Annotated in this window: 21 protein-coding genes; 16 read left to right on the top strand and 5 right to left on the bottom strand. The window is 64.6% G+C overall.

Annotated elements, in window-relative coordinates; translation table 11 throughout:
• Nucleotides 1-3 precede the first annotated feature (3 nt).
• The 5 genes from flhB to SB772_RS24065 all read left to right on the top strand — a co-directional run bounded on the left by flhB (nucleotide 4) and on the right by SB772_RS24065 (nucleotide 7,210).
• Nucleotides 4-1,215, top strand: a complete 1,212-nt coding sequence (gene flhB / locus SB772_RS24085; protein ID WP_410835712.1) for a flagellar biosynthesis protein FlhB — start codon at nucleotides 4-6, stop codon at nucleotides 1,213-1,215.
• On the top strand, nucleotides 1,212-3,314 hold the full coding sequence (gene flhA / locus SB772_RS24080; protein ID WP_410835711.1) for a flagellar biosynthesis protein FlhA: 2,103 nt from the start codon (nucleotides 1,212-1,214) through the stop codon (nucleotides 3,312-3,314). The genes flhB and flhA overlap by 4 nt, the downstream gene beginning before the upstream one ends.
• Before the next feature lie 363 nt (nucleotides 3,315-3,677).
• Complete coding sequence (flhF, locus tag SB772_RS24075; RefSeq protein WP_410835710.1) at nucleotides 3,678-5,585, top strand: flagellar biosynthesis protein FlhF; 1,908 nt, start codon at nucleotides 3,678-3,680, stop codon at nucleotides 5,583-5,585.
• Nucleotides 5,578-6,447 (top strand): AAA family ATPase, encoded by an 870-nt coding sequence (locus tag SB772_RS24070; protein ID WP_410835709.1) that lies wholly within the window; start codon nucleotides 5,578-5,580, stop codon nucleotides 6,445-6,447. The genes flhF and SB772_RS24070 overlap by 8 nt, the downstream gene beginning before the upstream one ends.
• A 28-nt stretch (nucleotides 6,448-6,475) precedes the next feature.
• Nucleotides 6,476-7,210, top strand: coding sequence for an RNA polymerase sigma factor FliA (locus SB772_RS24065; protein ID WP_341313938.1), 735 nt, complete (start codon nucleotides 6,476-6,478; stop codon nucleotides 7,208-7,210).
• 48 nt (nucleotides 7,211-7,258) lie between these two features.
• Here SB772_RS24065 and SB772_RS24060 read toward each other — a convergent pair whose 3' ends face one another.
• The 5 genes from SB772_RS24060 to flgA form a co-directional block, all read right to left on the bottom strand.
• On the bottom strand, nucleotides 7,259-7,669 hold the full coding sequence (locus SB772_RS24060; RefSeq protein ID WP_410835708.1) for a type II toxin-antitoxin system HicB family antitoxin: 411 nt from the start codon (nucleotides 7,667-7,669) through the stop codon (nucleotides 7,259-7,261).
• Complete coding sequence (locus tag SB772_RS24055) at nucleotides 7,666-7,848, bottom strand: type II toxin-antitoxin system HicA family toxin (protein ID WP_410835707.1); 183 nt, start codon at nucleotides 7,846-7,848, stop codon at nucleotides 7,666-7,668. The genes SB772_RS24060 and SB772_RS24055 overlap by 4 nt, the downstream gene beginning before the upstream one ends.
• Nucleotides 7,849-8,161: 313 nt before the next feature.
• Nucleotides 8,162-8,611 (bottom strand): flagella synthesis protein FlgN, encoded by a 450-nt coding sequence (locus tag SB772_RS24050; protein WP_410835706.1) that lies wholly within the window; start codon nucleotides 8,609-8,611, stop codon nucleotides 8,162-8,164.
• Between the two features lie 94 nt (nucleotides 8,612-8,705).
• On the bottom strand, nucleotides 8,706-9,062 hold the full coding sequence (gene flgM / locus SB772_RS24045; RefSeq protein ID WP_410835705.1) for a flagellar biosynthesis anti-sigma factor FlgM: 357 nt from the start codon (nucleotides 9,060-9,062) through the stop codon (nucleotides 8,706-8,708).
• 174 nt (nucleotides 9,063-9,236) lie between these two features.
• On the bottom strand, nucleotides 9,237-10,745 hold the full coding sequence (gene flgA, locus SB772_RS24040) for a flagellar basal body P-ring formation chaperone FlgA (RefSeq protein WP_410835704.1): 1,509 nt from the start codon (nucleotides 10,743-10,745) through the stop codon (nucleotides 9,237-9,239).
• Nucleotides 10,746-10,972: 227 nt separating this feature from the next.
• Here flgA and flgB point away from each other — a divergent pair, with 227 nt between their 5' ends.
• The 11 genes from flgB (at nucleotide 10,973) to flgK (ending at nucleotide 21,942) form a co-directional block, all read left to right on the top strand.
• A complete protein-coding gene (flgB, locus tag SB772_RS24035; protein WP_410835703.1) occupies nucleotides 10,973-11,467 on the top strand; it encodes a flagellar basal body rod protein FlgB in 495 nt (164 codons plus the stop codon).
• Between the two features lie 126 nt (nucleotides 11,468-11,593).
• The gene (flgC, locus tag SB772_RS24030) at nucleotides 11,594-12,019 is read left to right on the top strand and encodes a flagellar basal body rod protein FlgC (protein WP_410835702.1); all 426 of its coding nucleotides are present in this window, start codon (nucleotides 11,594-11,596) and stop codon (nucleotides 12,017-12,019) included.
• 10 nt (nucleotides 12,020-12,029) lie between these two features.
• On the top strand, nucleotides 12,030-12,761 hold the full coding sequence (locus SB772_RS24025; RefSeq protein ID WP_410835701.1) for a flagellar hook assembly protein FlgD: 732 nt from the start codon (nucleotides 12,030-12,032) through the stop codon (nucleotides 12,759-12,761).
• A 43-nt stretch (nucleotides 12,762-12,804) separates the two neighbouring features.
• The gene (locus SB772_RS24020; RefSeq protein ID WP_410835700.1) at nucleotides 12,805-14,316 is read left to right on the top strand and encodes a flagellar hook protein FlgE; all 1,512 of its coding nucleotides are present in this window, start codon (nucleotides 12,805-12,807) and stop codon (nucleotides 14,314-14,316) included.
• Between the two features lie 20 nt (nucleotides 14,317-14,336).
• The gene (flgF, locus tag SB772_RS24015; protein WP_410835699.1) at nucleotides 14,337-15,095 is read left to right on the top strand and encodes a flagellar basal-body rod protein FlgF; all 759 of its coding nucleotides are present in this window, start codon (nucleotides 14,337-14,339) and stop codon (nucleotides 15,093-15,095) included.
• 42 nt (nucleotides 15,096-15,137) lie between these two features.
• Nucleotides 15,138-15,926: a flagellar basal-body rod protein FlgG gene (gene flgG / locus SB772_RS24010; protein ID WP_410835698.1), complete on the top strand. Its 789-nt coding sequence runs from the start codon at nucleotides 15,138-15,140 to the stop codon at nucleotides 15,924-15,926.
• 30 nt (nucleotides 15,927-15,956) lie between these two features.
• Nucleotides 15,957-16,655: a flagellar basal body L-ring protein FlgH gene (flgH, locus tag SB772_RS24005; protein WP_410835697.1), complete on the top strand. Its 699-nt coding sequence runs from the start codon at nucleotides 15,957-15,959 to the stop codon at nucleotides 16,653-16,655.
• 2 nt (nucleotides 16,656-16,657) lie between these two features.
• On the top strand, nucleotides 16,658-17,845 hold the full coding sequence (locus SB772_RS24000; protein ID WP_410835696.1) for a flagellar basal body P-ring protein FlgI: 1,188 nt from the start codon (nucleotides 16,658-16,660) through the stop codon (nucleotides 17,843-17,845).
• A gap of 12 nt (nucleotides 17,846-17,857) precedes the next feature.
• A complete protein-coding gene (gene flgJ / locus SB772_RS23995) occupies nucleotides 17,858-18,835 on the top strand; it encodes a flagellar assembly peptidoglycan hydrolase FlgJ (protein WP_410835695.1) in 978 nt (325 codons plus the stop codon).
• A 254-nt stretch (nucleotides 18,836-19,089) separates the two neighbouring features.
• Nucleotides 19,090-19,869, top strand: a complete 780-nt coding sequence (locus SB772_RS23990) for a flagellar brake protein (protein WP_410835694.1) — start codon at nucleotides 19,090-19,092, stop codon at nucleotides 19,867-19,869.
• Nucleotides 19,870-19,965: 96 nt separating this feature from the next.
• On the top strand, nucleotides 19,966-21,942 hold the full coding sequence (flgK, locus tag SB772_RS23985; RefSeq protein WP_410835693.1) for a flagellar hook-associated protein FlgK: 1,977 nt from the start codon (nucleotides 19,966-19,968) through the stop codon (nucleotides 21,940-21,942).
• Nucleotides 21,943-21,948: the final 6 nt, after the last annotated feature.

The following is a 21,948-nucleotide window of genomic DNA, read 5'->3' as shown; positions in this document are numbered from 1 at the left end:
TGAGTGGCAGAGGATAGCGACCTCGAAAAAACCGAATCAGCCACCCCCCGGCGCCTGCAGAAGGCGCGCGAGGAAGGGCAGATCGTGCGTTCGCGGGAGCTCTCGACGTTTGCGCTGCTGGCAGCAGGCTTTTTCGGCGTGTGGGGCATGTCCAGCAGCATCGGCGAGCATTTGCAGGGCATGCTGCGCACAGCTTTCACCTTCGACCACGCCGGCGCGTTCGAAACGCGCCGCATGATGATCGGCGCGGGTGTCGCGAGCCGCGAAGGGCTGTACGCATTGCTGCCGATTCTTGCCTTTACCGGCGCAGCCGCCTTGCTCGCGCCGATGGCGCTGGGCGGCTGGCTGTTGTCGGCGAAAGGGCTCGAGCCCAAGTTCAGCCGGCTCGACCCGATCGCCGGTCTCGGCAAGATGTTCTCGATCAACGGGCCGATCCAGCTCGGCATGTCGCTCGCGAAGACGCTTGTAGTGGGCATCGTCGGCGGCACGGCGATCTGGAATCGCCGCGAGGAAATTCTCGCGCTGGCCACCCAGCCTGTGCATATCGCGCTCGCCAACGCCATGCATCTGATCGCCGTCTGCTGCGGCATGACGGTGGCGGGCATGTTCGTGGTGGCGGCGCTGGACGTGCCGTATCAACTCTGGCAGTTCCACAAGAAACTGCGCATGACCAAGGAAGAAGTGAAGCGCGAACATCGCGAAAGCGAAGGCGATCCGCATGTCAAAGGCCGGATTCGTCAGCAGCAACGGGCGATGGCCCGCCGCCGCATGATGACCCAGGTGCCGAAGGCCGATGTCGTGGTGACCAACCCGACACACTTCGCCGTCGCGCTGCAATACACCGACGGCGAGATGCGCGCGCCGAAGGTGGTCGCCAAGGGCGTGAACCTGGTGGCCGCGCGGATTCGCGAGCTTGCCGCGGAGAACAACGTGCCGCTGCTCGAAGCACCGCCGCTGGCGCGCGCGCTGTATCACAACGTCGAACTGAACCGAGAGATTCCCGGGCCGCTGTACGGCGCGGTCGCCGAAGTCCTCGCGTGGGTGTATCAGTTGCGGCGCTTTAACGCCGAAGGCGGCGTCGCGCCGGTCGCACCGACCGGGCTCGACGTGCCGGCGGATCTCGACAAGGGCGGCGTATCGGAAGAAGAAGCCGATCAGGAAGCCGTCGACACACTTAACGACGCTAACGACAACGCTTCAGGAGCCTCCGCATGAACGCTCGCGCCGGATTCCTGTCCCGACGGCCCGATGCCTTGAGCAGCACCAATTTGCGTGCCCTCGCCGGGCCGGTGCTGATCTGCATGATCCTCGGCATGATGATTTTGCCGTTGCCGCCGTTTTTGCTGGACCTGCTGTTCACCTTCAACATCGCGCTTTCCGTGATGGTGCTGCTCGTCAGCATGTACACGATGAAGCCGCTCGACTTCGCGGCTTTCCCGAGCGTGCTGCTGTTCTCGACCTTGCTGCGCCTGTCGCTGAACGTGGCATCGACGCGGGTCGTACTGCTCGAAGGCCATACCGGGCCGGATGCCGCCGGTCAGGTGATCGAGTCGTTCGGCCACTTTCTGGTGGGCGGCAACTTCGCGGTCGGTATCGTCGTCTTTATCATTTTGATGGTGATCAACTTCATGGTGATCACCAAGGGCGCGGGGCGGATCGCGGAAGTGTCCGCGCGCTTCACGCTCGATGCGATGCCCGGCAAGCAGATGGCGATCGACGCCGACCTGAACGCCGGCCTCATCAACGAAGAGCAGGCCCGCAAGCGCCGCCTGGAAGTCTCCCAGGAAGCCGAGTTCTACGGTTCGATGGACGGCGCGAGCAAGTTCGTGCGCGGCGACGCGATCGCGGGACTCCTGATCATGGTGATCAACATCCTGGGCGGCCTGATCGTCGGGATGGTGCAGCACGGTATGGACTTCGCGTCGGCAGGCAAGACCTACACGCTGCTGACCATCGGTGACGGCCTCGTCGCGCAGATTCCGTCGCTGGTTATTTCGACGGCGGCCGGTGTGATCGTTTCGCGCGTCGCCACCAACGAAGACATCGGCACGCAGCTGACCGGCCAGCTGTTCACGAATCCGCGCGTGCTGATGATCACCGGCTGCATTCTCGTGCTGATGGGTTTGATCCCGGGCATGCCGCACTTCGCGTTTCTGATTCTCGGCGGCGGCCTGATCCAGCTCGGTCGCACGATGAAAAAGCGCGCCGAGGAACGCAAGAACAGCACCGCGCTCGTCGACGTCGCGCCGGCCGCGATGACCCCGGTGGAAAACACCGAAGCCAGCTGGGACGACGTGACGATGATCGACACGCTCGGCCTCGAAGTAGGCTACCGGCTGATTCCGCTCGTCGACAAGAACTCGGACGGCGAACTGCTCAAGCGTATCAAGAGCATTCGCAAGAAGTTCGCGCAGGAAATCGGCTTCCTGCCGCCGGTGATCCATATCCGCGACAACCTCGAATTGCGGCCGAACGGTTACCGGATTGCGCTGAAGGGCGTCGAAGTCGGCGTCGGCGAAGCGTATCCGGGGCAGTGGCTGGCGATCAATCCGGGGCAGGTTTCCGCCGCGCTGCCCGGCACGCCGACGCAGGACCCGGCGTTCGGTTTGCCGGCGATCTGGATCGATACGAATCTGCGCGAACAGGCGCAGGTGTACGGCTACACGGTGGTCGATTCGAGCACCGTGGTGGCGACGCACCTGAATCACCTGGTGGTCACGCATGCGTCCGAATTGCTCGGCCGCCGCGAAGTGCAGGCGCTGATCGAGCGGATGCAGAAAGATACGCCGTCGCTGGTCGACGATCTGGTGCCGAAGACGCTGCCGCTCACCACGCTGCAAAAGGTGCTGCAAAACCTGCTGGAAGAAGGCGTGCCGATCCGCGACATGCGCACGATTCTCGAAGCCTTGTCCGAGCACACGCCGAAGATCACCGACGCGCACGATCTCACCGCCGCCGTGCGCCTCGCGCTCGGCCGTGCGATTACGCAGCAGTGGTTCCCGGGCACCGGCGATATGCAGGTCATGGGCCTGGATTCGAATCTGGAACGGGTGTTGTCGCAGGCGCTGTCGACCGGCGCCAATCCGGGCCTCGAGCCCGGTCTCGCGCACACGCTGCTGACCGAAACGCAGAAGGCGATGACGCGCCAGCAGAACCTTGGGTTCGCGCCGGTGCTGCTGGTGCAGCACGCGTTGCGGCCGATGCTCGCGCGCTTCCTGCGGCGCAGCCTGCCGCAGTTGAAGGTGCTGTCGTACGCGGAGGTGCCCGACACACGCAATATCAGGGTCGTGAATCTGATCGGCGCGCACGGTTGAACCGCGCAGTTAACCCGCAGTCGACCCGCGGTTGACCTCTACGCACCGAGTCGATGCCTTTCTGCCGACGCTCCTTCGAGCGCCGGTTTTCATTCCAGCTTGCGGTTTTTCTTGCCGCATGCGGGCTGAGACGCGGGTTGAAACATACGTGCTCCCGCCGCAAAACGACCACCGGCCGTGCCCGGAAAACCCGTTTAAAACCGGCGTCCACATGGCTTACGCAGCGTTTCCATCGTTCGAATTGCCCACCTTTACCCGTCTTTATCCATCGATCGTCACTCGACGGCTTTCGCAATAATTGATCTCAATGGGAAGCGGTATGTTGCCGGTCCGATAGTCCGTTTACCTCATCGGGGGTCCAGCTTGAACATTCGTAAATTTGTCGGTGCTACCAGTCGTGACGCGCTGCGTCTCGTGCGCGAAGCCCTGGGCCCGGATGCGGTTGTGCTGTCCAATCGCACGATGGACGACGGCAGCGTCGAGATCGTCGCGCTGGCCGACAGCGATCTCGCCGCCATCACGCCGAAGGCCCGCACCGGCGCAAGCGCAGCGCAGGCCGCGCCGACGAATGCAGCGACCGGCATGTCTTCGCTCGCCGCGCCGCGCGCCATGACGATGCAGGCGAACCCGTATGCGAGCGGCATGCCCGATGTGTTCTCGTCGGTGTTCGGCGCAAGCCCGGAGGCCGGCGCCGAGACCATGGCCGCAAGCGATGCGCCGGTGGCCGCGCCGAAACCTGCTGCCGCGCCGACAGCCTCGCTGCCTGGCGCCGCCAAAGCCCCGTCGATGATGCCGGCCATGCCTTCCGCAGCCGCTCCGTCGCAACCGATCGCCATCGGCCAACCCAGCGCTCGCGCCGCGGCGACGCGTCTTAGTGAAGACATCCGCGCCGATCTGCTCAAAGCCGCCGGCGTGCCGGCCTCGCCCGCCGCACCGGCAGCCGATGCTGAAGCGTCGCGCACGATGGCCGAATCGAACCCCTGGCTGATCGACCACGCCCGCCGCATCGCCGCCGAGCAGGAACAGCAAGGCGCTTACAGCGCGCGGCCCGCGGCCATGACGCCTGCCGCCGCGATGGCCAAGGGCCTCGGCGCCGCAGTCGAGCCGGGCAAGACCGCGGCGCAGGCGGCCGCGGCGCAAGTCAAAGATACGCCCGAATGGGCTCGCGAAGCCGCGCAGGTTGCCGCGCGCCGCGCCGCGCAGAAGATCGCGCCGTCGCTGCCCACCGGCGACGACACCCGCGCGCCCGCCTCGGTCGCCGAAGCGATCAAGGCGCGCATGGAGCAGGTCGTCAACGAAACCGTGATGAACGAACTCGCGTCGATGCGCGGGATGATGGAAGAACACTTCGCCGGCCTGTTGTGGGGCGAGCGCCAGCGCCGCAGCCCGGCGCGCGCCGCGCTCACCAAGCATCTGTTCGCCGCCGGTTTCTCCGCGCAGCTCGTGCAGATGATGGTCGACAACCTGCCGGAAAACGTCGAAGACGTGGACGGCGGGATGGCATGGATCTGCTCGGTGCTCGAATCGAACCTGCCGGTGATGGAAGACGAGGACGCGCTGATGGAGCGCGGCGGCGTGTTCGCGCTGATGGGCCCGACGGGCGTCGGCAAGACGACGACCACCGCCAAGCTCGCGGCGCGCTGCGTGATGCGCTTCGGCGCCAGCAAGGTCGCACTGCTCACCACTGACAGCTACCGGATCGGCGGCCACGAACAACTACGCATCTTCGGCAAGATTCTCGGCGTGTCGGTTCACGCGGTGAAAGACGGCGCCGATCTGCAACTCGCGCTCTCCGAACTGCGCAACAAGCACATCGTGCTGATCGACACGATCGGCATGAGCCAGCGCGACCGCCTCGTGTCCGAACAGATCGCGATGTTGTGCCGCGCCGGTCAGCCGGTGCAGCGTCTCCTGCTGCTGAACGCGACGAGTCACGGCGACACGCTCAATGAAGTCGTGCAGGCGTATCAACGCGCGCCGGATCAGCAGCCGCTCGCCGGCTGCATCCTGACCAAGCTCGACGAAGCCACCAATCTGGGCGGCGTACTCGACGCGGTGATCCGCTACAAGCTGCCGGTGCATTACGTGTCGACCGGTCAGAAGGTGCCGGAAAACCTGTACGTCGCGACGAAGAAATTCCTGATCAAGAGCGCGTTCTGCATTCCGCGTGACAACTCCCCGTTCGTGCCGCACGACGACGATATTCCGGCGTTGCTGTCCGCGCTGTCCGCGCGGTCGACGGCCGAACTGCACGAGGTCCGCTTTGGATAAATTCATCTCGGATCAGGCCGAAGGACTGCGGCGCATGTTGGCGAGAAGCGGCTCGCGCGTGATTGCCGTGACGGGCGGATCGGCCGGCGTCGGCTCGACGACGACCGTGGTGAATCTCGCCGCCGCGCTCGCGCAGCAGGGCAAGGACGTGCTGGTGATCGACGAATGTCTGGGCGACAAGTCGGTGAGCGCGATGCTCGGCGGCGTGCGCGGCGCGGGCAATTTTGCGGCCGTGATACGCGGCGAGATGACGCTCGACGAGGCCACCGCACGGCACGCGCTCGGGTTCTCGGTGCTGGCCGCCTCGCGCAACAACCGCGAAGGCTACACGGCCGCGCAGTTAGACGCGGTGCTGCACGGTTCCGCGGACATCGTGCTGATCGACGCGCAACTCGACCAGCAAGGCCACCTGTCGCCGCTCGCGATGCAGGCGCACGACCTGATGATCGTCACGCGCGTGGCGGCGCAGGCGATCACCGACGCGTACGCGTGCATGAAGCGTCTGCACTACGCCCACGCCACCGCACAGTTTCGCGTGCTGGTGAACCACGTGCAGAGCGTGGACGACGCGCATATCGCTTTTGCGAACCTGGCCGGCGTGGCCGGGCGCTACCTGACGGTGGCGCTGGAAGACGCCGGTTGCATTGCCGCCGATGTGCGGATGGCGCGAGCCCTGGAGTTGTCGCGTTGTGTCGTCGACGCATTCCCGTCGACACCGGCAGCGCGTGACTTCCGGCATCTTGCCGCCGAATTGCAGTACTGGCCGATGCGGCCAGCGATGTCGTCGCAAACGCCGTGGATGGCGCCTGCGGCAGTTACAGCGGCGCAACACGCCGACCAACCGTCTGCGCAGCTCGCCTGAGAGGCGGCACAAGGACAAGGGGAGCACGATGTATAACGCTCAGGGAAAGATTTCCCAAGCCGAAGTTCTGACGAAGTACGCGCCGCTGGTGCGCCGCCTCGGCTTGCAACTTGTCGCCAAGATGCCGGCGAGCGTCGATCTCGACGATCTGATTCAGGCCGGCATGATCGGACTGCTGGATGCCGCGGGCCGCTACAAGGAGGACCAGGGCGCGCAGTTCGAGACTTACGCCAGCCAGCGGATTCGCGGCGCGATGCTCGACGAGTTGCGCAGCAACGACTGGTTGCCGCGCAGCTTGCGGCGTACCTCGCGCGAGGTCGAAACGGCAGTGCACAAGGTCGAACAGAACCTGGGCCGTTCGGCAAGCGAGACCGAGATCGCCGAGCATCTGAAAATGCCGCTCGACGAGTATCAGTCGATGCTCCAGGATCTGCATGGCAGCCAGCTGATCTATTACGAAGACTTCGACCGTTCCGCGGACGACGAGCCGTTTCTCGACCGCTACTGCGTCGATCATTCGGACCCGCTGTCGGCGCTGCTCGACGACAGCTTGCGCTCGGCGCTGGTGGAGGCGATCGACCGTCTGCCGGAGCGCGAGAAGCTGCTGATGTCGCTGTACTACGAGCGCGGCATGAACCTGCGCGAAATCGGCGCGGTGATGGAAGTCAGCGAATCGCGGGTGTGCCAGTTGCACAGCCAGGCGGTGGCGCGCTTGCGCACGCGACTGCGGGAGATGGCCTGGGCGAATGCCGAGGCGACCTGAACCCGGAAGGGTTGGTGTTTGACCGGCGCCGCGCCCGCGCACGCCTTCTCACGCATCCGCCATCTCATGCTCCGCGGCCAGCGCGAGAAATGCCGAACGTGACATGCCGCGTGCCTGCGCGTAAGCGTCGATGTCGTGGACCAGCGCCTCGGGCAGCGAGATATTGATGCGTATTGCTTTCTTCAACGCCGGGATGTTCCGGGTTGTCACGAAACCCCACGTAAAGCCTGCATAGTCCGGATTACGCCGATGCGCTTCGAGCGTCAGCCGTTCCGGGATCGGCATACCTTCGTCGAGCAGCGTATCGAGATGCGCCTCGATCGCTTCCTTCGCGTTCGCGTAAGCCTCCTCCAGCGTATCGCCCGCGGCATGGCAACCCGGAATGTCGGGGACCACCACGCCGAACGCATGGTGCTCGTCACCTGGCTCGATCGCGATCGGGAAAATCAAGTTTTTCATTTGAGGCCTGCCTGTTTCAAAATGCTGTTCAGCGTGCCGGGCGGAAGATCCTTTTTGGGATGCGGGATGGTCACGAGACCGGCTTTTACCGCGTGCCGGAAATGATGATGGCTGCCCGATATACGGATTAGCCGCCAGCCTTCCGCCCGAATCAGTTTGACGATCTCGGCACTGTTCATATTGCACTCCTCGAATCATACACACGATTACACAACCTCGCTAGTGGGTAATGCTTCGCCGCTTGCTCGGCTGAGGCAGCGTTGAAGCTGCACGGAGCGGCGAAGAACCTCAGTGGGGGGAGCCGGTGATTTCAACGCGGCGGACAAATTCGCGCTACCTGGCCGGATGGCCAACGTGTATTGGAGGTGGCCGTGAACGGCCTTTTTGCGGGCGGGCGTCGGAAAAATAAAAAGGGCTCGTCAAAGACGAGCCCTTTGTTGCAATCTGCTCAATCGGATCGGCGCCTGAAACGCGCCGGCGCCAGCAAAATCGTCATGCCGCCGCGCTGCGCGCCGGAATCCGTCCATCCGGTCCATAGAAACCGGCCTTCTGCGGCACGGCCACTTGCAGTGCCGTCAGCGCACGCTGGTTGTAGTCCATCCGCATGCGGATGAGTTCACCGTTACTCGTATTGGAGCGCCGTGCGCGATCGGCTGCTTTTTGCAGCAGCGACCATTGCGCCGCGAGCCGCGCGTCGGTGCTCGCCGCGAGTTCCATGCCCGGCCAGCCCGCCGGAAAGCCCAGTTCGGCCAACTGCGCGTCGCGCGCGCTTTCGAGCCTGGCGAGCACGCCGATCAGTTCGGTTTTCTTCTCGATGATCGGTGGCAACTGTTCCAGCGGCGACAAGGCGGTCAATGCACGAGTCTCGAGCACCAGAATCGAGGCGAAGGCCTCGACGGCCGAATATTCTTCGATGAGGGTGGCAAGCAGGGCGTCTTTCATCTCAACAACTCGCTAAACAAGACGGCTCGCGCGCGATTCACGAGCCGAGTTTGTCGAATGCCGCCCGGCAATGCACCGTACTTCGATGTGTCGATCAGTTGCCGGTCGACGAGGTTTTGCCTTGCAACAGGCTGCGCGCCGTTTCCAGCACGCCGTCGGCGATCTTGCCCGAGTCGATTTTCAGCGAGCCATCCTTGATGGCCTGCTTGATCGACTCGACGTGCGCCGTGTCGATATCGGCCGAGCCGGACGCCGCGAGACTGCGCAGATGCTGCGACAGATCCGACAGGCTGACGCTGGCGTCGCCCGAACCGCTGCTGGTAGTGCTTTGCGAGGCCGTGCCCGCACTCTGCGCGTTGCTGGTCGCGGCCGTCGCGTCGCTGTTCTGCGAGCGGGACAGGGCGTCTTTCAACGTCGACAGATTCGAATTGGTTGTGGAATCGACTTTCACGATTGGCTTCCTGAACGATTTGATCCTGATAACGGCAAGCAGTGATCAAAACTTTAGCGCAATCGGTCGACGTGTTGCCCCGCTTTCCGGGCTGATCCGGCCCCACGGGCATCGCATCCGTGACGGCTGCCGCCGCTCCTGAATCCGGCTCGGCGCACGTCCCGCCGAGCCGGTTCATAGCTGAATCTCCACCGTCGACCCATCCTTGACGATGCCGGAGACGATCTGGCCGTTGGCCGTCTTTACCCGCACCTGCTGGCCCGGCGACGCGTTGTTCATCGCGCTGCCTTCGGCCGAAATCGCGAAGCCTTCGCCGGCTGCGACGACTCGCACCGTCTGTCCGATCGACACCGCCGACGCGCTTTTCAGCATGTCGCGGCGCAGCGGCATGCCGCCCGCGATGCGCGTGAGCGACACCGAACCGACCGCCTGCGACGGGTCCGTGACGATCGCCTGCGGCAAGCCGGTCAGATCGCCGTCGCGGGCGACGAGGTCGGCGGCGGTGAGCACTTCGCCCGGCGCCATGGCGCGGGCGGCCAGATAGTAGGTGGCGCGCAGCGCGATGCGCGCTTGCAGATAAATGGTCCACGGCCGCTCGCCGGCGCAGCGCACGCCGACCGTCATGCGGCCCCAGAGGCGCGCGCCGCTCGGCATGAAGGGTTCGAGCGTCGTGCAAGCCGCGAGGCCGCGCGGAAACGCCGGCGCGACGGTGATTTCGACCTTGCCGGGCAAGCCCGCGGATTGCTGTTGCAGGAAGGCGAGGGCGGCGCTGCGGATCGCTTCGGGGTCTTGCTGACCCGGCGGCGTCACAGGTTGCGTCACAGGTTGCGTCACAGGTTGTGCCACCGCCGCAGCCTGGAGGTTCTGCTGCGCGACGGCCGGCGCGGCCTGCCGCACTGAAGGCGTGCGACGGATGGCCGGACGGGCCGGCATGGGCGCCGGCGCCGCCGCTGCGACCGCCGTCGTCACGACCGGTTTGCCGTTCGCGCCCAACTGCGGCGGCTCGCCACGCGACTCAAGACTGTCGAAACTGCTGACTGCGGGGGCGTTGGCGGCCACCGGCTGCACCGCTGCGCCCTGCCGTCCTGCGTTCGGCGACGGCGCCGGCGCCGGCGTGACGATGACCGGCACCGCCTGACGCACGCCCGGCACGACGTTGATGCGTGCAACCCCGGCCGCTGCGCGCGGATTCGCGTTCACCGGCGCGGGAATCGTCACGACGCCGTTCGCGTCGGGCTTGAAGCTGGTGCGGATCATCGCCGGCGCGGCAGGCGGTTCACCCGCGCCCGGAATCACGATCGAGCCGCTCGCATTGGCCGCGCGCGTGAATGGATCGGCGTCGCGTGCGACCGGGCCCGGCGTCATCGACTGCGCGGCGGCGGCGGCCAGGGTCGCGGTGGAACTCGCGCGCTTCGCGGGCGCCGCGGCTTGCATATGTTCGGCCAGATCGGCGAGCGCAGCGGGATTCTTCTCGCCCGGCCCGGGAATTACGATCGGGCCACCGGCGTCCTCAGCCTGTGCGGCGTTCGACAGCAGCAAGGCGCCGGCCGTCGCGCATAACGTCGAACTTACAACTAGCCGTGCTACCAGGCGCGCAGCAAGCCGCAGCGCGCCCGCACCCACGCGATGCGCCGCCGCCGCGCGGCTTGCGCGGTGCGTCAGATCGAAAGTGGGCTGGTCCATCGCGTTTCTCCATCGAATGCATCAGTACGCTTTGCATTCTAGTGAGCGCCCTCATTGCGCAAACGTTGAATAGAAGCCCCCTTTCCCGGTTATTCGTCCGATTGCCGCTTGCGTTCGGCCCATAAGATGGACCTCATGCAAAAAGGTCTTCCCGGCCGATGTGGTCCTCGCGCGAGGCACAACCAGGCACAAGCGGGAAGCCTCGGGAACGTTCTCCGGAGATTTCTATGCTGGACAAACTCGATGCCGAATTCGCCTTTGGCCGTCAGGCGCTCGATGTACGCGCTTACCGCCAGGAGCTGTTGTCTTCGAATATCGCCAACGCCGATACCCCAGGGTACAAGGCGCGCGATGTCGATTTCGCTTCGTCGCTGGCCGGCGCGCTGAAAAAGAGCGGCGGCGCGGCAGGCCAGGGCGCGTCGAACGGTTCGACGCTGGCCATGACGCAACCGGCGGGCGTGACGAGCGGCATGTCGATGGTCTCGACCGCGCCGGGCCATATGGCCGGCAAGACGACGCTCACGCCGACCGGCGGCTCGCCTGACGACTACGGCAATCTGCAATACCGCATTCCGGCGCAACCCGCTCTCGACGGCAACACGGTCGACATCGATACCGAGCGGGTGCAGTTCGCCGACAACACGCTGCATTTCGAATCGGGCATGACGGTGCTGTCGAGTCAGATCAAAACGATGCTGGCGGCGATCCAGTCGGGCTCGTAAGTCAGCGCAATGCGCTGCTGCAAGGCGGCTGCAAGACAGCCAGGGCAGCGAAGGCAGTGACGCAGGAACAATCGCTACGGGATTTAACGTAAGCCGGGTCGAACCGGCAAAAGAGGTCGGGAAACCATGCCATCCCTGATGAATATTTTTGGTGTTGCAGGCTCCGCGATGTCGGCGCAGTCGCAACGGCTCAACGTGACGGCGTCCAACCTCGCCAACGCGGACAGTACGACCGGCCCGGACGGCCAGCCGTACAAAGCCAAGCAGGTCGTGTTCGCGGTGAACCCGATCGGCGGCGCGCGTTCGGGCTCCGGTCAGCAGATCGGCGGCGTGCAGGTCACCGGCGTGGTCGACGACCCGACGCCGATGAAGACGGCCTACGACCCCGGCAATCCGGCGGCCAACCCGGACGGCTATGTCATGCTGCCCAACGTCGACCCGGTGCAGGAAATGGTCAACATGATCTCGGCCTCGCGCTCGTACCAGGCCAACGTCGAAACCCTGAACACCGCCAAAACGCTGATGCTGAAAACGCTCACGATCGGAACCTGAGGAGAGCTCCTTGACCACCAATACCACCATCGGCAGCAACGGCACGAACGTGTCGCAGACGCTGCTCGATACGATGAACGGCACGAGCAGCGCATCGAGCGCGAGCAGTTCCACGAGCTCGACCGGCAGCACGTCCGGCACGTCGGCGACCGATCTGCAGAACACCTTTCTGCAACTGCTCGTCGCGCAACTGAAGAATCAGGATCCGACCAATCCGATGGACAGCTCGCAGATGACCTCGCAGCTGGCGCAGATCAACACGGTGTCGGGCATCAGCCAGCTGAACACGACGCTCACCTCGCTGTCGACGCAACTGTCGGCCGGCCAGCAGTCGCAAGCGGCGCTGCTGATTGGCTCGACCGTGCTCGCGCCGGGCAACTCGGTGACGGTCGCGAGCGGCAAGGCCAGCTCGTTCGGCGTGCAGCTCGCCAACTCCGTGGGCGACCTGCAGGTGGTCGTGAAGAACTCGGCGGGCACGATCGTCAACACGATCGACCTCGGCAAGCAGTCGGCCGGCACGGTTCCGGTGGGCTGGACGCCGACCGACTCGGCCGGCAACACGCTGCCCGACGGCACCTACACGATCAGCGCGGTCGGCACGATCAACGGCCAGCAGGCCACGGCTACCACGCTTGCTGGCGCGACGGTGCAAAGCGTCGTCATGCAAAGCAGCGGCACGCCGGGCCTCGTGCTGTCGAACGGTACGACCGTCGGGCTGACCGGCGTCGCCGCCATCCTCTGATTCAGATTCAGTCAGTTACGACCTTCCAGATACGGAGACCGTCATGGGTTACCAAACAGGTTTGAGTGGTCTTGCGGCATCGTCGAGCGATCTCGACGTGATCGGCAACAACATCGCCAACGCGAATACGGTCGGCTTCAAGAGCGGCGCTGCGCAATTCGCGGACATGTACGCCAATTCGGTGGCGACCGCGGTGAACAACCAGGTCGGCATCGGCACGAAGCTCGCCGAAGTGCAGCAGCAGTTCGCGCAAGGCACGATCACCAGCACCAATCAGGCGCTCGACGTCGCGATCAACGGCAATGGCTTCTTCCAGCTGTCGAACAACGGTTCGCTGGTCTACTCGCGCAACGGTGTGTTCCAGCTCGACAAGAACGGCTTCATCACCAACGCGCAAGGCCTGCAACTGATGGGCTACGCCGCGAACAGCTCGGGCGTCATCAACACCGCGCAAACCGTGCCGCTCTCCGTGCCGACCGCGAACATCGCGCCGCAAGCGACCACCAAGATCGTCGCCGGCCTGAACCTGAACGCACAGGACGCACTGATGCTCGGCACGCCGACGGTGACGGCAGGCGGTACCAACACCGGTACGACCACGACCACCGGCGCGACCATCACGAACACCGCCTCGGGCACGAACAACGACAACTACACTGTCACATTCACAAGCCCGACGACCTACACGGTCACCGACAACACGCTCGGCACGACGACCGCCGCCGCGACGTACACGGCCGGCACCGCGATCCAGCTCGGCAACGGCCAGACCATCACGTTCAACGGCGTGCCGGTAGCTAGCGACAGCTACACGATCGCGCCGACGCCGATCGCGTTCAACCAGAACAGCTCGTCGACCTACAACTACTCGACCAGCACAACGGTCTACGATTCGCTCGGCGGCTCGCAGACGGTCAACATGTATTTCGCCAAGACCTCGGCCGGCACATGGAACGTGTATGCCGGCACCTCGACGGGCACGGCGTCGCTGATCGGCCATGCAAACTTCAATTCGTCGGGCACGCTACTCGGCACCACCGACACTACCGGCACCGCCACCACCACGCCGTTCGCGTTCAACTTCAGCATTCCGACCACCGACGGTTCGTCGACACCGCAGAATCTGACGCTGAACATCGCCGGCACGACGCAGTTCGGCGGCAAGGACGGCGTGAACTCACTGCAGCCCGACGGCTACGCGGCCGGCACGCTGACGAGCTTCACGATCGGCGCCGACGGCACGCTGACCGGCAACTACTCGAACCAGCAAACCGCGGCGCTCGGCCAGATCGCGCTGGCGAACTTCTCGAATCAGAACGGTCTCGTGAACCTCGGTAACAACGAGTTCCAGCAGACCTCCCAATCGGGCGTCGCGCAGATCTCCGTGCCGGGCGCGACCAACCACGGCACGCTGCAAGGCGGCGCGGTGGAAAACTCGAACGTCGACCTGACGAGCGAACTGGTGAACCTGATCACCGCGCAACGCAACTATCAGGCGAACGCGCAGACGATCAAAACCCAGCAGGCCGTCGACCAAACCCTGATCAACCTGTAAGCGACCGGGACGCACCCATCATGGATCGGCTGATCTACACCGCGATGTCGGGCAGCACACAAGCGCTCGAGCAGCAGGCTATCGTTGCCAACAACCTGGCGAATGCGTCGACCACCGGCTTTCGCGCGCAGCTGGCGACGTTCCGCGCCGTGCCGATGGCGTTCGGCGACGGCAGTTCGATCAACGACAACACCACGCGCACCTTCGTGCTGTCGTCGACGCCGGGGGCCGACTACACACCGGGGCCGATCCAGCAGACCGGCAACCCGCTCGACGTCGCCATTCAGGGACCGGGCTGGCTGGCAGTGCAAACCGCCGACGGCAACGAGGCTTACACGCGCGCCGGCAATCTGCACATCGACGAGAACGGCCAGCTGGTGAACGCCACCAACCAGACGGTGCTCGGCAACGGCGGGCCGGTGTCGGTGCCGCCGGGTGCGCAAATCACCATCGGCAAGGACGGCACGGTGTCGGCATTGACGCCGGGCGATCCGCCCACCGCGGTGGTGACGGTCGATCAGCTGAAGCTGGTGAATCCGGATCCGCAAACCATGACGCGCGGCGACGACGGTCTGTTTCGCACCGCCGACGGCAATCCTGCCGACGCCGATCCGGCCGTCACGCTGGCGCCGGCGTCGCTTGAAGGCAGCAACGTGAATCCGGTCAGCGCGATGGTCTCGATGATCACCAACGCACGGCAGTTCCAGATGCAGACCAAGCTGCTGGAAAGCGCCGACAAGAACGACCAGTCCGCCAACCAGCTGCTCAGCTTTAGCTAACGGGTTGCCCCGGGGGTCGCCCCGACATCCAGGAGAAGAATTGTGAATCGCTCGCTCTACATCGCCGCTACCGGCATGAATGCGCAACAGGCGCAGATGGACGTGATCTCGAACAACCTCGCTAACGTCAGCACCAACGGCTTCAAGGGCTCGCGCGCGGTATTCGAGGATCTGCTGTACCAGACCATCCGCCAGCCCGGCGCGAACTCGACGCAGCAAACCGAACTGCCGTCCGGCATCCAGCTCGGCACCGGCGTGCAGCAGGTCGCCACCGAGCGTCTGTACACGCAGGGCAACCTGCAGCAAACCGGCAACTCGAAAGACGTCGCCATCAACGGCCAGGGATTCTTCCAGGTGCAGATGCCCGACGGCACGACCGCTTACACCCGCGACGGTTCGTTCCAGACCAACGCGCAGGGCCAGCTCGTCACGTCGAGCGGCTACCAGGTGATCCCGGCGATCACGGTCCCGACCAACGCGACCTCGTTGACGATCGGCAGCGACGGTGTGGTGTCGATCACCGTGGCCGGTTCGACCAACAGCCAGCAGCTCGGCTCGATGCAGCTCGCCACCTTCATCAACCCGGCCGGTCTGGACGCGAAGGGCGAAAACCTGTTTTCCGAAACCGCTTCGTCGGGCGCGCCGAACATCGCGCAACCGGGCCTGAACGGCGCCGGCACACTGAATCAGGGTTACGTGGAAGCATCGAACGTGAACGTGGTGCAGGAACTGGTGAACATGATCCAGACGCAGCGCGCGTACGAAATCAACAGCAAGGCCGTGACAACCTCCGACCAGATGCTGCAGACCCTCAGCCAGATGCAGGTTTGAGGGACTGGGAATTAACAGGCGGTAATCAAGATGTCGCACTTCACTCGTAATCCGGTTCATTCGCGCACTGCCGTAGCGCTCGTGCAGCTAACGCTGCTCATGGCGCTCGGCGGTTGCGGCCTCGTGCCGAAGCAGCCGATCACCCAGCAGCCGATGACGGCCATGCCGCCGATTCCGCCCGCGGCGCAATCGCCGGGCTCGATCTTCAACCCGGGTTACGCGGGCCGGCCGCTGTTCGAAGACCAGCGGCCGCGCAATGTCGGCGACATTCTGACGATCGTGATCCAGGAAAACGTCAACGCGACGAAGTCCTCGGGCGCCGCGACCAACCGCAACGGCTCCACCAACTTCGACGTGCCGACCGCTGGCTTTCTCAGTGGCTTCTTCGGCAAGGTCAACCTGAACGCGACTGGCGCCAACAAGTTTACGGCGACCGGCGGCGCGAACGCGTCGAATACGTTCAACGGCACGATCACCGTGACGGTGACAGGCGTGCTGCCGAACGGCAACCTGATGGTGAGCGGCGAGAAGCAGATGCTGATCAACCAGGGTAACGAGTTCGTGCGCTTTTCCGGTGTGGTGAATCCGAACACGATTTCGAACCTGAACGCCGTGTACTCGACCCAGGTGGCCGACGCGAAAATCGAATATTCCGCGAAGGGTTATATCGACGAATCCGAGAACATGGGCTGGCTGCAGCGCTTCTTCCTCAACGTGTCGCCGTGGTGATCATGCGTACCGTCTTCTCCCGCTCCCGCCGCCTCGCGCGTTTCGGCCATTTCGGCCGCGCGCTGGCCTTCATCGCGCTCGTCTGCGCGGCGCTGCCGGCGGCGACGCTCGCCCACGCCGAGCGTCTGAAGGACCTCGTGCAGATCCAGGGCGTGCGCGACAACCCGCTGATCGGCTACGGCCTCGTGGTCGGTCTCGACGGCACGGGCGACCAGACCACGCAAACGCCATTCACCACGCAGACGCTCGCCAACATGCTGGCGAACCTCGGCATTTCGATCAACAACCAGGCTGCCGGGTCGACTAACTCGCAGTCGTCGCTGTCGAACATCCAGTTGAAGAACGTCGCCGCGGTGATGGTGACGGCGGTGCTGCCGCCGTTCGCGCGTCCCGGCGAAGCGATCGACGTTACCGTGTCGTCGCTCGGCAACGCCAAGAGCCTGCGCGGCGGCACGCTGCTGCTTACGCCGCTCAAGGGCGCCGACGGCCAGGTGTACGCGCTCGGCCAGGGCAACCTCGCGGTCGGCGGCGCCGGCGCGAGCGCGAACGGCAGCAAAGTGCAGGTGAACACGCTGGCGGCAGGCCGTATCGCCGGCGGCGCGATCGTCGAACGCGCGGTGCCGACCTCGGTGTCGCAAGCGGGCACCATGCAGCTCGAACTGAATGAAATGGATTACGACACCACGCAACGGGTGGTGGCGGCGGTCAACAACGCGTTCGGCGGCGGCACCGCCATGGCGCTCGACGGCCGCACGATTCAACTGCGTGCGCCGGCCGATCCGGAGCAGCAGGTCGCCTTCATGGCGCAATTGCAGAACCTCGATGTGAAGCCGGCGCAAGCCGCCGCGAAGGTGATCCTGAACGCGCGCACCGGCTCGATCGTGATGAACCAGATGGTCACGCTGCAAAACTGCGCGGTGGCGCACGGCAATCTGTCGGTGGTGATCAATACGCAGCCGGTGGTGAGCCAGCCGGGCGCATTCTCGAACGGCCAGACGGTGGTGGCCAAGCAGTCGCAGATTCAGATGAAGCAGGACAACGGCGCACTGAAGATGGTGACCGCCGGCGCTAACCTCGCCGATGTGGTGAAGGCGCTCAACGCACTGGGTGCGACGCCCGCGGATCTGATGTCGATCCTGCAGGCCATGAAAGCGGCGGGCTCTTTGCGCGCCGACCTGGAAATCATCTAAGGAAGACACAAGATGAATTCGGATACGACCAATTCCGCGAACGCGGCCAATGACCTGACTCAGCGCTTTGCGCTCGACGTGCAGGGTTTCGCGAAGCTGAGCGCGCAGGCCAAGGCTTCGCCGCAAGCCGGCATGAAGATGGCCGCGCAGCAGTTCGACGCGGTGTTCACGCAGATGATGCTCAAGAGCATGCGCGATGCGACGCCGCAGGACGGCCCGTTCGATTCGCACGACAGCGCCACCTTCACGTCGATGATGGATCAGCAGTTGTCGCAGCAGATGTCGCAGAAGGGCATCGGCGTGGCCGATGCGATGCTCAAGCAGATGATGCGCAATCAGGGCATGCAGGTGAGCGGCGGCGCGGCCGGCATGAGCGGCCTGGCCGGCGGCAGCGGCGGCGATGAAGGCCAGACCGCCGCGCTGAACGCGCTCGCCAAGGCTTACGGCAACGCGCAGGCCAACGGCCAGCTGGCGATGGGCAAGGGCTACTCGGCCAACAGCGCGCTGACCCCGCCGTTGCGCGGCGACGGCAGCTCGCCGAAGGTCGACGCGTTCGTCGACAAGCTGGCCGCGCCCGCGCAGGCCGCCAGCGCGGCGACCGGTATTCCGGCGCGCTTCATCATCGGCCAGGCCGCGCTCGAATCGGGCTGGGGCAAGAGCGAGATCAAGAAGGCCGACGGGACGAGCAGCCATAACGTGTTCGGCATCAAGGCGTCGAAGGACTGGACCGGCAAGACCGTCTCGACCGTCACGACGGAATATGTGAACGGCAAGCCGCAGCGCACCGTCGAGAAATTCCGCGCATACGACTCGTATCAGGAAGCGATGACCGACTATGCGAGTCTGCTCAAGGGCAATCCGCGTTATGCGCAGGTCATCAATTCTTCGCACGACGTGAACGGCTTTGCCAACGGCATGCAGCGCGCGGGTTACGCGACCGATCCGCATTACGCGAAAAAACTGATGTCCATCATGCAGAAAATGGCCTGAGCCGCCGTTAATTCAGATTTTGATGCGCCCGGTTTTCACTGGATGCCTATCGGCGTTTTAACGTTTGCGGCAAATATTTCATTACCGGCCCCTAAATTTTGGCCGGGCGCTGCCGCTAATGAGTTAGACCCGATACCGGAAGGCGTTGTAATGTCCGGTTGAATGCGTGTGCCGCGGCCTTAATGAAGACCGCGCGAAAGCCCCGGCAGGAGCCTTGGGCACGCGCCCGCAAGAACAAGCATACCGGCAAGCCCATGGATACTAACCAGTCGAACGGCCAGATCGAAGCGCCCGGCCAGCCGCACGCCGCGCCAGACGAAAGCGAGAGCGCTCACGATTTCGGCCGTCGCAATCCGCTGGAGATCGGCGTTCAGTTACGCAATCTCGTCAATCGCGGCGATTTCCTCACCGTTCAATACGCCGGCGGCCAGCTCGTCACGCGGCTACTCGACGTCGACGTGCGCGGCCGCACGTTCACTTTCGATTGGGGCGCGTTGTCGGAGCAGAACAAAGGCTTGCTGGCGGCGCCGCGTTGCCAGTTCCACGCGTCGCCGGACGGCGTGCGCGTCGAGTTTGCCACCGGCACGCCGCGCGAAACCCGTTACGAGGGACTGCCCGCATTCGAGGCGGACTTCCCGGACGTGCTGTTCTACGTGCAGCGCCGCGAATATTTCCGCGTCGATGCGCCGATTCTCGAACCGTATATGTGCAGTGGCCGCTTGCCCGAAGGCGATACGTTCCGCTTCGAAGTGCACGACCTCTCGCTCGGCGGCGTCGGCATGCGCACCGCGGATGTGCGCGTGGCCGAACTGCCGATGGGCACCAGGCTGCAAGACTGCGAACTGTCGCTCGGCGCGCTCGGCCGCCTGTCGCTCGATCTGCAACTGGTGTCGCACCGCTCGACCGCATTGCCGAACGGCACGCAGCGCTATCAACTCGGCTTCCGTTTTCTGACGCTGCCCGGCAGCGCCGAAAACACGCTGCAGCGGCTGATCACGCAACTCGAAATGAAGCGCCGCTCGCTGGTGCGTTGAGCGAAACGGCCCTCAATTTTTCTCCGCGGGGGCCGTTAAACAGGATGTTCAAGTAACGCGGCGGCAGGTGTCCGATGTCGCCCTTCAGGATGACGCATGTCGAGCTCCCTCATCAATCTCGGCCTCAGTGGACTGAACGCAGCCCAGTGGGGACTCACGACGACCGGTCAGAACATCAGCAACGCCTCGACGCCGGGCTATACGATTGAAACCCCCGTCTACGCCGAAACCGGCGGCCAGTACACCGGCTCGGGTTATCTGCCGCAGGGCGTCTCGACCGTCACCGTGACACGCCAGTACAGCCAGTATCTGACCACTGAACTCAACAATGCGCAGTCGTCGGGCAGTTCGCTGTCGACCTACAACACGCTGATTTCGCAGCTGAACAATCTGATCGGCAGCCCGACCTCCGGCATTGCGAGCGCGATCACCAGCTATTTCACCGGCTTGCAGAACGTCTCGAACGACGCCTCCAGTCTGGCCACCCGCCAGACCGCGATGAGCGGTGCGCAGACGCTCGCCAACCAGATCAACGCCGCGGGCCAGCAGTACGACGCGCTGCGCCAGAGCGTCAACACCCAGCTCACCAATACCGTTTCGCAGATCAACAGCTACACGCAGCAGATCGCCCAGCTGAACGGCCAGATCTCCGCGGCCAGCACGCAAGGGCAACCGCCGAATCAGCTGCTGGATCAGCGCGATCTCGCCGTGTCGAATCTGTCGCAACTGGTCGGCGTGCAGGTCGTGAACAGCAATGGCAGCTACAGCGTGTTCATGGGCAACGGCCAGCCGCTGGTCTCGGGCGGCAACAGCTACAACCTGGGCACGGCGCCTTCGACGGGCGACACCAGCGAACTGTCGGTGCAATACCTCGGCCAGGCCGGCGCGAATCCGGCGGCGGTGCCGCAAAACCTGCCCGACAGCAAGATCACAGGCGGCACGCTCGGCGGCCTCGTCGCATTCCGCAGCCAGACGCTCGATCCGGGCGAAGCGCAACTTGGCGCGATTGCAGTGAGCTTCGCTTCGCAAGTGAACGCGCAGAACTCGCTCGGTATCACGCTCGCCGGCGCCAAGGGCGGTGCGCTGTTCTCGGTGGGCGGCCCGACCGTCTACGCGAACACGCAGAACACCGGCAACGCGTCGCTGAACGTCTCGTTCGCGAATACCGCGCAGCCGACGACCGGCGACTACACACTCGCCTACAACGGCACCACCTACACGCTCACCGACAATTCGACCGGCAGCGTGCTCGGCTCGGCCACCAACCTGACCCAGCCGATCAACGGCCTGCAGTTTTCGACCACCGGCACGATGAACGCCGGCGACTCGTTCACGGTCGAACCGACCCGCGGCGCGCTGAACAGCTTCGCCACCGCGACCACGGACGCTTCGGCGATCGCCGCCGCGGCACCGGTGCTCGGCGCGGCCGCGTCGACCAACACCGGCACCGGCACGATCACGCAGGGCACGGTGACGGCCGGCTACACGATGCCGAACGCGACCACCACGCTGACGTACGACGGCACGGGTCTGTCGGGCTTCCCGGCGGGCTCGACGGTGACGGTGGCAGGCTCGCCCGCCACCACCTACCCGATCGCCAGCGCGGCGACCGTGGTGCCGTATTCGTCGAGCACGGGCGCGGCGCTGACGATCAATAACGCGACCGCCGGCCAGATGAACAACGTGTCGGTGACGATCAGCGGCGCACCGGCCGCCGGCGACAAGTTCACCATCGGCCCGAACACCGGCGCGACCAACGACGGCCGCAATGCGCTGGCCCTGTCGAACCTGTCCACCGCGAAGGCGCTGGCGGGCGGCACGGTCACGCTGACGGGCGCGTATGCGAACTACGTCAACCAGATCGGCAACCAGACCAATCAGATCCAGACTTCGAGCACGGCCCAGACCTCGCTGGTGACGCAGATCACCACCGCGCAGCAATCGGTTTCGGGCGTGAACATCAACGAGGAAGCAGCCAATCTGCTTCAGTATCAGCAGCTCTATCAGGCCAACAGCAAGGTCATCCAGACCGCGCAGACCCTGTTCCAGACGTTGCTTGGCATCTTCCAGTGAGGCGTT

This window comes from Paraburkholderia sp. SIMBA_030, assembly GCF_046535245.1.
In the GTDB taxonomy this organism is placed as follows: Bacteria; Pseudomonadota; Gammaproteobacteria; order Burkholderiales; family Burkholderiaceae; genus Paraburkholderia.
This window is presented reverse-complemented; position numbering and strand designations above follow the sequence as displayed.